The following is a 10,101-nucleotide window of genomic DNA, read 5'->3' as shown; positions in this document are numbered from 1 at the left end:
AATGAATCTGTTGGCAATCGGTTGGGAGCCCGAAATTCGCGGGCTGCTCACCGTCATCATTTCTGTCGTCATCCTGATGGGCAGCATCTATCTCATCATGATGACGAACATGGGATCGCGTCTCGCGTTCCTCGTCACCCTCGCTGGGTTGGCCGGCTGGATGATGTTGATGGGCCTCACCTGGTGGATCTACGGCATCGGCCTGCGCGGCCCGGATCCGACGTGGCAACCCGTCCCCGGCGCCTCGGTCCTCCAGGACACGAACGCGTTGCGCAGCGGTGGAGTCCTCGAGGTCCTTCCCGAGATTCCCGCCGACGCCACGCCCACCGAGGAAGCAGAGATCGTCGGTGAGGAGCTCACCGAGGAAGGCTTCGTCACGCTCGATCCTGCGTCGCCGGCATTCGGTCAGGCATCGGCCGAGGCGAACGTGCTGCTCGAGGAAGAGGGCGCGTACGCCGCCGGCGAATACGCGATCACCAACATCTACGACATCGGTGGCGATCGCTCGCCGCGGATCGAGGCCGGCAACATCCCGGGCCTCGACAACGACTCGCTCGATTTCCTGGCGTTCTTCCACGAGCCGCACTTCGTGGTCGTCGAAGCCGCACCGTATGTCCAGACCCGCACCGAGGACGGACGTGCACCGGTGTCGCCGACGATCGACGAGACCCAGCAGCGCCAGTACGTGTACATGGTCCGTGACCTGGGCGCGCGACGTCAGCCGGCGGTCGTGCTGACCCTCGGTGGCGGGGCGATCTTCTTCGCCCTCTGCTACCTGCTCCATCGTCGTGACCGGCACCTCGCCGAGAACCTCGCCAACAGCAAGGCCGTGGCGACCGCCTGATGGGCCAGTACCTGCCGATCGTGATCCTGATGCTCCTGGGCATCGTGTTCGGCGCACTCAGTCTGTTGGCGTCCCGCCTGCTCGGGCCGAGTCGACCGTCCGCTGCGAAGGAGGCGCCCTACGAGTGCGGGATCGTCCCCTCGCGCGAGCCTCCGGAACGCTTCCCGGTCAGCTTCTACATCGTCGCGATGCTGTTCATCATGTTCGACATCGAGATCATCTTCGTGTACCCGTACGCGGTGTCGCACGGTGAACTCGGTGCGTACGCCTTCTGGGCCGTGCTGATCTTCTCGGTCGTCTTCTTCCTCACCTTCGTGTACGAGGTGGCGAGAGGCGGTCTCGACTGGGGTCCGGTGCAGAAGTACCGGAGCCTGCAGGCCGACGCCGACATCGTGTCGCCGGCCCGGTCGCTCGACTCGACCATCCGTCGAGTCGGAACCGAGGGTCGTCTCGACGACCTCAGCACCACTACGAATCAACCCGCCGCGTAAGGAGACCGCAACATGGGCATCGTCAACGATGTGCTCGACGACGGACTGGGCGGGCTGACGCACAACGTCATCACGGGCAAGCTCGAGGACCTGGTGAATTGGTCGCGCTCGCGCTCGTCCTGGCCAGCGTCGTTCGGTCTCGCATGCTGTGCGATCGAGATGATGGCGACCGGCGGCGCGCACTACGACATCTCGCGCTTCGGAATGGAAGTGTTCCGCGCGAGCCCGCGTCAGGCCGACATCATGATCGTCGCCGGACGCGTCAGCCAGAAGATGGCTCCCGTCCTGCGTCAGGTGTACGACCAGATGATGGAACCGAAGTGGGTCATCTCGATGGGCGTGTGCGCCAGCTCGGGCGGCATGTTCAACAACTACGCGATCGTCCAGGGTGTCGACCAGGTCGTTCCGGTCGACGTGTACGCACCGGGCTGCCCGCCGACCCCGGAGACGCTGATCCACGCGATCGAGCAGCTCCACGGCCTGATCGAGAACGAGGAGATCCTCCGTCGTCGCAAGGAGACCGGAGCGGGCGCGAACATCCAGGTGCAGCACATCGAGGCTGGATCGACGCCGGTCCTGCTGGGGAGCAAGGCCTGATGGAACTCCACGGTTGTCCCCTCACCGATGCGCGCGGCCAGCAGGTCGTGTATCCCACCCGTGAGCAGTACCTCGACGTCGCGAGCACGCTCGCCGACGAGGGCTACACGATGGCGGTCGACCTGTGCGGCGTCGACTACCTCCAGTACATGCAGCGTCCCCTCCCGGACGGCATCGACCCCGAACGCTTCGAGGTCGTCGTGCAGTTGTTGGACATCGGCAATCGGCGCCGCATGCGCCTGCGCGTCCAGGTACCGGAGAACGATCCGTCGATCGCATCGATGTTCGACCTCCACCCGGGGACCGAGGCGTGCGAGCGTGAGACCTACGACATGTTCGGCATCGTGTTCGATGATCATCCCGACCTGACCCGCATCCTGATGCCCGAGGACTGGGACGGCCACCCGCTGCGCAAGGACTATGCGATCGGTTCGATCCCCGTGCAGTTCAAGGGAGCGAACGCATGAGCGACACCGTCACGACCGCATCCCAGTACGCGGTGTTCATCCCGAACACCGACGAGGGAGCGCAGCTGCTCAAGCCGCGCAGCCAGACCAAGGCGCGCGAGCTGATGCGCGAGATCGGCTCCGTCCTGCGGATGTCCGAAGCCGAGGCCGCCCAGCTCGGCGACCTCCCCGAGGACCCCGAAGAAGATCAGTCGATGATCATCAACATGGGTCCGCAGCACCCGTCGACGCACGGCGTGTTGCGCCTGATGCTCGAGATGCGCGGCGAGGAAGTACTGCGCTGCAAGCCGATCATCGGCTATCTGCACACGGGCATGGAGAAGACCGCCGAGTCGCTGACGTACATGCAGGGGGGCACGAACGTCACCCGGATGGACTACCTCAGTCCGCTCAACAACGAGCTCGTGTTCTCGATGGCGACCGAGGCGCTCCTCGGCATCACCGACGAGATCCCCGAGCGTGCGGTGTGGATCCGGATGTTGATGTCCGAACTCAACCGGATGTCGAGCCACCTGTTGTTCATGGCCACCAACGGCATGGACCTCGGTGCGGTCTCGATGATGATCTACGGCTGGCGCGAGCGCGAGGAGGTCCTCCGCTTCTTCCAGGAGGTCACCGGGCTGCGGATGAATCACAACTACATCCGCCCCGGCGGTGTCGCAGCCGACCTGCCGCCCGGCTGGCGTGACGGCGTGATGCGCCTGCTCGACCTGATCCCGCCGCGGCTCGACGAGTACGACATCTTGATGACCGGTCAACCGATCTGGCGCGAACGGCTCCAAGGCGTCGGCGTGATCACCCCGAACGAGGCCCTCGCACTCGGTGCGACCGGGCCGATCGTGCGCTCCACCGGCGTGCCGTGGGACCTGCGTCGCGACCTGCCGTACATGAAGTACGACGAACTGGACTTCGACGTGATCGTCGGCTCGTACGGCGATGCGTTCGACCGCTACGCGATCCGCCTCGCCGAGATCCGCGAGTCGATGAAGATCGTCCATCAGATCCTCGACCGGATGCCCGAGGGCGACACCCGGATCCAGGACAAGAAGGTGACGCCTCCGCCGCGTGCCCGCATCGACGAGTCGATGGAGGCGTTGATCCACCACTTCAAGATCTTCACCGAGGGGTTCAAGGTCCCCGAGGGTGAGGTGTACGTCGGGATCGAGAGTCCCCGTGGCGAGGTCGGTTGCTACATCGCCTCCGACGGGTCGCCGACGCCGTACCGCATGCACATGCGCGACGCGTCGTTCACGAACATCCAGTGTCTCCCGCACATGATGCGCGGCGGGCTGGTCGCCGATGCCGTCGCGGTCATCTCCAGCGTCGACCCAGTCCTCGGAGGAGTTGATCGATGAGTCGTCTGTCCGGTTCCAATGTCGTGCTGGCGCACGAGATCATCGAGCGGTATCCGCGCAAAAAGTCGGCGCTGATCCCGCTGCTGCACCTGACCCAGGAGCAGAACGGGTACGTGACCGAGGACGCGATGCGCCACCTCGCCGAACTGCTCGACATCACGCCCGCCGAGGTGATCGGCACCGCGACGTTCTACGAGATGTTCAAGTTCGAGCCGGTCGGCACGTACGTGATCAACGTCTGTCAGACGATGAGCTGCGCCCTGCTCGGCGCCGATGATCTGATGCACCACGCCGAACACAAGCTCGGTATCAAGGCGGGCTCGACCACCGATGACGGCATGTTCACGCTCGAGGCCGCCGAGTGTCAGGCCGCGTGCACCGAGGCGCCGACGCTCCAGGTCAACTACCGACACAAGTACCGGGTGACGACCGACGACTTCGATCGGCTGATCGACGATCTGCGTGCCGGCGCGCTCGCCGCCGAGATTCCCCCGCACGGGACGCTCGGCCGGAACCGCCAGCACATTCCCGCCGACAAGTTCGTCGGTGCCCCCGATCCGGACGACGTGAACTCGGGTCCGGGATGGATTCCGGTCAGCGTGGGAGACGACTCATGAGCACCGCGATCACCCGCGACTTCACCCCTGGCTTCTACGAGGGCGACCGCCCGAAGGTCGTCACCTCACGCTTCGAGTACGAGGACAGCCACACGCTCGATCGTTATCTCGCAACCGGTGGGTACGACGGCCTCAAGAAGGCGCTCGAGAGCGACCCCGAGGTGATGGCCGGGGAGGTCAAGGCCTCCACACTCCTCGGTCGCGGCGGCGCCGGATTCCCGGCAGGCGTCAAGTGGGGATTCACGCCGCAGGGCGTGTGGCCGCGCTACCTCGTCGTCAACGGTGACGAGTCAGAGCCCGGCACGTACAAGGACCGTCTGCTCATGGAGCGCGATCCACACCAACTGATCGAAGGCTGCCTCATCGCGTGCTACGCCGCGGGCCTGTCGCAGTGCTTCCTGTACGTGCGTGGCGAGATGCCGCTCGCGCACGAGCGCATCGCCGCCGCGTTGAACGACGCATATGCCGAGGGCTACGTCGGCAAGAACATCATGGGCACCGACTTCAGCGTCGACATCGTGTTGCACTGGGGTGCGGGCGCGTACGTCGTCGGTGAGGAGACGGCGCTGATCGAATCGCTCGAGGGCGAGCGCGGGATGCCGCGACTGAAGCCGCCGTTCTTCCCGGCTGCTGTCGGTCTGTACGGACAGCCGACGATCGTCAACAACGTCGAGACGCTCGCGAACCTGCCCTACATCGCGTCGAAGGGTTCGGCGGCGTACACGTCGATCGGCACCGAGACGTCGCCGGGAACCCGGATGGTCGCCATCTCGGGTCACGTGAAGCGACCCGGCGTCTACGAGATCGTCAACGGCACGACCACGTTCCGCGACATCATCTACGGCGACGAGTTCTGCCAGGGCATCCGCGACGACAACGAACTCAAGGCGTTCGTCCCGGGTGGTGGCTCGGCTCCGTGGTTCCTGCCCGACCAACTCGACATCCCGTTCGAGGGCAAGGAAGCCGGTTCGGCCGGTTCAATGCTCGGTTCCGGAGCCGTGATGGTGATGGACTCGACCACCGACATTCCGCAGGCAGCGCTCACCCTCGTCCGGTTCTACGCCCACGAATCGTGTGGCAAGTGCACCCCGTGTCGCGAGGGCGGGACCTGGTTGTTGCGGATTCTCGAGCGGGTCTGCTCCGGGCACGGAACCGATGCGGACCTCGATCAGATCCTCGAGGTCGGCCAGTCGATCTGTCCGGGTGACATGCCTCACGCCGCTTCCGAGCGTCTCGGTTTGGAAGCGACGCCGTTCCCGTACAAGATGACGACGATCTGTTTCGTCGGCCCATCCGCCTATGTTCCGGTCCACTCCGCGTTGACGCTGTTCCGCGAGGAGTTCGACGCACGGGTGGTTCCGGCACCGAAGCGCATTTCCATCCCCGTCGCAGTGGCAGGCTCATGAGCACAGACGAAACCAAGGCGACCGCACCGGTCGAGGCGACCAATGACGAGGTCGCGCACACCGAGCAGAGCGAGGACGTCGACACCGACGAGGCCGTCGACGCCGCCGAGCCCGATCCCAAGCCCGAGCCCGATCCGAATGTCGTCAAGGTCACGCTGAACGGACGCGAGATCGAGGCCCGCAAGGGCGAGCTGATCATCGCCGCTGCGGAGCGTCACGACACGTACATCCCGCACTTCTGCTACCACTCGCGGATGAAGTCGGTCGGGATGTGCCGACAGTGCCTCGTCGAGACCGACACCGGCCGCGGCCCGCAGGTGACGGTGTCCTGCATGGTGCCGGTCGCACCGGACATGAAGATCGAGACCGAGTCGCCGATGGCGAAGCGGATGCAGGAGGGCGTGCTCGAACTGCTGCTCGCGAACCACCCGCTCGACTGCCCGGTCTGCGACAAGGGCGGCGAGTGCCCCCTCCAGGACCAGGCCTTCAGTCACGGTCCCGGCGAGAGTCGCTACGTCGAGGAGAAGCGGCACTACGAGAAGCCGATCCCGATCTCCGACCTGGTTCTGCTCGACCGCGAGCGGTGCATCCTGTGCGACCGCTGCACCCGCTTCGCCGACGAGGTGGCCGGCGACAAGCTGATCCACTTCACCCAGCGCGGCAACGAGACGCAGGTGATGACGTTCCCGGACGAGCCGTTCGCCTCGTACTTCTCGGGCAACACGGTGCAGATCTGCCCGGTCGGTGCACTCACCGCCGAGCCGTACCGGTTCAAGGCCCGCCCGTGGGACCTGACGGCCGAGGAGTCGACCTGCACGAGCTGCTCGGTCGGCTGCCGCGTCGTGGTCCAGTCGAGCCGTGACGAGATCCTCCGCTATCAGGGCGTCGACTCCGATCCGGTCAACCACGGATGGCTGTGCGACCGCGGCCGGTTCGATTTCGAGGCCGTCAACTCCGACCTCCGCCTCACCGATCCGATGGTCAAGACCGAGGCCGGGCTCGCCAACACCTCGTGGAACCGCGCGCTCGGCGCATCGGCTCGACTGATCGGCGACGCGCTCGCCGCCGGTGGCCCTGATTCGATCGGTCTGCTCGGCGGTGCCCGCGGGACGAACGAGGACGCCTTCGCCTGGGCTCAGCTCGCCGACGCCTTGGGCATCATCTATCGCGACGCCCAGTTCGGCGACGGTCTTCCCGCGTCGATCCTCGGCCTCGACCGCGCCACGATCGACGAGGCGGCGTCCGCATCGACGGTCGTGCTGCTCGGCGCCGACATCAAAGAAGAGCTCCCGGTGCTCTACCTCCGCCTGCGCGAGGCAGCGACCGACGGCGGGTCCGCACTCGTCGAGTTCTCGAGCGTCGACACCGGTCTCACCCGGTATGCCCGCCACACGGTGCGCCACCAGCCCGGTCTCCAGGCCGACGAGGTGGCACGCCACGCCGAACTGCTCGCCGGTGACGATGTCGTCATCGTCGTGGGTCGGCCCAACCTCGCCGAGTCGCCCGACGAGACGATGGCCACGCTCGCCGCGATCCTCGAACTCAACCCGAACGCCAAGGTTCTCCCGGCGTTGCGTCGCGGCAACGTGGTGGGCGCGCTGAGCGTCGGGATGGCACCGGCCGATGACGATCACGACGGTCTCGCCACACTGCGCGCGGCCGCCGAGGGCAAGCTCGAGCTGCTGATCCTGCTGGGTGCCGACCCGCTCAACGACTGCCCCGACACCAATCTGGCCCGTCGGGCGTTGGCCGGAGCGCGTCGGGTGATCTCGATCGACACCCACCTCAGCGAGTCGACACAGCTCGCCGACGTCGTTCTGGCTGCCGCCGCGTACGGTGAGAAGGCCGGCACCACGACCAACATCGAAGGTCGCGTCTCGGTCGTCGCCGACAAGGTGACGACGACCGGAACGGCACGCCCCGACTGGATGATCGCCACCGAGCTGTCGCTCCTCCTCGATTTCGACGGTGACATCGCCGACGTGTCGACGGTCGCGGACGTCACGGCGGCAATCGCCTCGCAGGTGGCCGGATTCGCCGGGGTCACGCCCGACGCGTTGAGCGCCGATCCCAACGGCGTGCTCGCCGAGGTCGTCCCCGCGCCGTTGAGCCCCGTCGAGCGCCACGGTCGCCAGCGCAACAACTACGACCATCGCCTCGTCGTGGGACGCAAGCTCTACGATCGGGCCATCGGTACGGCCATGTCCCATTCGATCGCGAAACTCGCGCCCGGCGCAGCGGTGCATCTCCATCCGCTCGACATCGACGCACTCGGCGCCACCGTCGGCGACGACGTGAAGTTGATCGGCGCTCAGGCCAATGCGATCCTGCCGATCGTCGCGGATCCGGCGGTCCCACGCGGGATCGTGTGGGCCCCGTTCAACCAGGGCGGCAGTGTCATCGAGAACCTGATCGACGCCACGGCGTGGGTGACCGACGTGAAGATCGAGGTGGTGTGATGATCGGCATCGACCCGCTCGGTACCGGAGGACTGCTCTGGACGTCGCTGATGATCATCATCGTCAAGGTCCTCGTGATCTTCGTCGTGAGTCTCGTGGCGACGATGCTGATGATCTGGGGCGAACGCAAGGTCGTCTCGGGGATGCACAACCGCATCGGGCCCAACAAGGCCGGGCCATGGGGCATCATGCAGTCGCTCGCCGACGGCATCAAGGCGTTCTTCAAGGAGACGTTCCGCCCGAGCAATTCGGACCCGTTCCTGTATCGGCTGGCCCCGTACCTGATGTTCGTCCCGGCCTTCCTGATCTGGTCGGTGATCCCGCTCGGTGGCGACTTCACCGACGGCCAGGACGGAACCGTCACCATCTTCGGTCAGGTGACCCGACTCCAGCTCGCCGACCCCCAGATCGGGATCTTGTTCGTGTTGGCGATGTCGTCGATCGCGGTGTACGGCGTGATGCTCGCCGGTTGGGCCTCGGGCTCGAAGTACCCGCTCCTCGGCGCGGTGCGCGGTTCGGCCCAGATGATCTCCTACGAGGCCGCCCTCGGGCTGAGCCTCGCCGCGGTGCTGCTGGCGAGCGGATCGCTGTCGACGTCACGCATCGTCGAGACGCAGAACAGCGTCCTCGACTGGAACATCATCGCGACCGGCATCGTTCCCTTCGCGATCTTCCTGATCGCCACGACCGCCGAACTCAACCGGCCTCCGTTCGACCTCGTCGAGGCCGAGCAGGAGCTGGTGTCCGGCTTCAACACCGAGTACGGCGGCATCGCGTTCGCCCTGTTTTTCCTCGCCGAGTTCATGAACGTGATCACGATGTCCGGTGTCATCGTGACGCTGTTCCTCGGTGGTCCGCAGCCGATCGGCGGGCTCGACATCCCGTTCATCCCCGGCGCGATCGAAGGGACGCTCTGGTTCGTCCTCAAGCTGCTGGTGTTCCTCTACATGTACATCTGGCTCCGGGCCACGCTGCCCCGCTTGCGCTACGACCAGTTGATGGACTTCGGCTGGAAGGTCCTGATCCCGGTTGCCCTGGGTTGGTTCCTCCTCCTCGCCGCCCTCCGCCAGTTCTCACCCAACGGCGACTTCGTCGATTCGCTGCGGGTCACCGGCATCTGCATCGTGGTGGGCATCGCTGCGATCGCACTGTTCATGGCGGCGTTGCGCGTCAGCCAGAAGAACCGTGAGCGAGCGGCCGAGCCTCAACAGGAAGGGAGTCCCGTCTGATGGGCTACTTCGAAGGATTTGCCGTGACGATGCGGCAGCACCGCCTGTTCGGTGGCAAGCGCGTCACCACCGAGTACTCCGGTGGGCGTCGTGCCAAGAAGAAGGGCACCTCGTCCGCGCAGCTGAAGGGTGACGAGAAGATCGCCAAGCCCGAGCGGCTGCACGGACGTCATGTCCTCAACCGCTACGAGGACGGGATGGAGAAGTGCATCGGGTGCGAGCTGTGCGCGGGCGTGTGCCCGGCCCGCTGCATCTACGTGCGCGGCGCCGACAACCCGCCCGGCGAGCCGGTCAGCCCCGGTGAGCGCTACGGCTTCGTCTACGAGATCAACTACCTCCGGTGCATCCACTGCGACCTGTGCGTGGAGGCCTGCCCCACCGAGGCCATCACCGAGTCGAAGCTGTTCGAGTTCTCCTTCACCAACCGGGCCGACGCCATCTACACCAAGGCGGAGCTGGTGGTCGACGACGACGGGCTGCCGCAGCAGATGCCCTGGGAGGACTGGACCGACGCCGAGGTCGTGGCCCCGCTGACCTCGGCCTGGATGCGGGCCACCTCACCGTCGGGGGATGCCGACTACGAGGGGGTCGTGGCCTGGTCGGGTGAGCTCGGCTTCGGCGTGCGCGACCCGGAGT

Annotated in this window: 9 protein-coding genes and 1 pseudogene; all 10 read left to right on the top strand. The window is 65.9% G+C overall.

Features of this window, described 5'->3' with window-relative positions:
* Positions 1 to 844, top strand: an 844-nt coding sequence (locus WBV89_RS15370; protein ID WP_423982229.1) for a hypothetical protein, incomplete at its 5' end; no start/stop codon positions are given.
* Complete coding sequence (locus tag WBV89_RS15365; protein WP_423982228.1) at positions 844 to 1,335, top strand: NADH-quinone oxidoreductase subunit A; 492 nt, start codon at positions 844 to 846, stop codon at positions 1,333 to 1,335. The genes WBV89_RS15370 and WBV89_RS15365, both read left to right, overlap by 1 nt.
* Positions 1,336 to 1,347: 12 nt before the next feature.
* Positions 1,348 to 1,908 (top strand): annotated as a pseudogene (locus WBV89_RS15360) (NADH-quinone oxidoreductase subunit B); the annotation flags it as partial.
* Between the two features lie 23 nt (positions 1,909 to 1,931).
* Entirely contained in the window at positions 1,932 to 2,399 is a 468-nt protein-coding gene (locus WBV89_RS15355) for an NADH-quinone oxidoreductase subunit C (protein WP_423982227.1), read from the top strand.
* The gene (locus tag WBV89_RS15350) at positions 2,396 to 3,754 is read left to right on the top strand and encodes an NADH-quinone oxidoreductase subunit D (RefSeq protein WP_423982226.1); all 1,359 of its coding nucleotides are present in this window, start codon (positions 2,396 to 2,398) and stop codon (positions 3,752 to 3,754) included. Before WBV89_RS15355 ends, WBV89_RS15350 begins: the two co-directional genes overlap by 4 nt.
* Positions 3,751 to 4,371, top strand: a complete 621-nt coding sequence (gene nuoE, locus WBV89_RS15345; protein WP_423982225.1) for an NADH-quinone oxidoreductase subunit NuoE — start codon at positions 3,751 to 3,753, stop codon at positions 4,369 to 4,371. Before WBV89_RS15350 ends, nuoE begins: the two co-directional genes overlap by 4 nt.
* Entirely contained in the window at positions 4,368 to 5,777 is a 1,410-nt protein-coding gene (gene nuoF / locus WBV89_RS15340; RefSeq protein WP_423982224.1) for an NADH-quinone oxidoreductase subunit NuoF, read from the top strand. The genes nuoE and nuoF overlap by 4 nt, the downstream gene beginning before the upstream one ends.
* Positions 5,774 to 8,236, top strand: a complete 2,463-nt coding sequence (gene nuoG / locus WBV89_RS15335) for an NADH-quinone oxidoreductase subunit NuoG (RefSeq protein ID WP_423982223.1) — start codon at positions 5,774 to 5,776, stop codon at positions 8,234 to 8,236. The genes nuoF and nuoG overlap by 4 nt, the downstream gene beginning before the upstream one ends.
* Positions 8,236 to 9,465, top strand: a complete 1,230-nt coding sequence (gene nuoH / locus WBV89_RS15330) for an NADH-quinone oxidoreductase subunit NuoH (RefSeq protein WP_423982222.1) — start codon at positions 8,236 to 8,238, stop codon at positions 9,463 to 9,465. The genes nuoG and nuoH overlap by 1 nt, the downstream gene beginning before the upstream one ends.
* Positions 9,465 to 10,101 (top strand): NuoI/complex I 23 kDa subunit family protein (locus WBV89_RS15325; protein WP_423982221.1); only part of this gene is annotated, 637 nt, incomplete at its 3' end. The genes nuoH and WBV89_RS15325, both read left to right, overlap by 1 nt.

This window comes from Ilumatobacter sp., assembly GCF_049588435.1.
In the GTDB taxonomy this organism is placed as follows: Bacteria; Actinomycetota; Acidimicrobiia; order Acidimicrobiales; family Ilumatobacteraceae; genus Ilumatobacter_A.
This window is presented reverse-complemented; position numbering and strand designations above follow the sequence as displayed.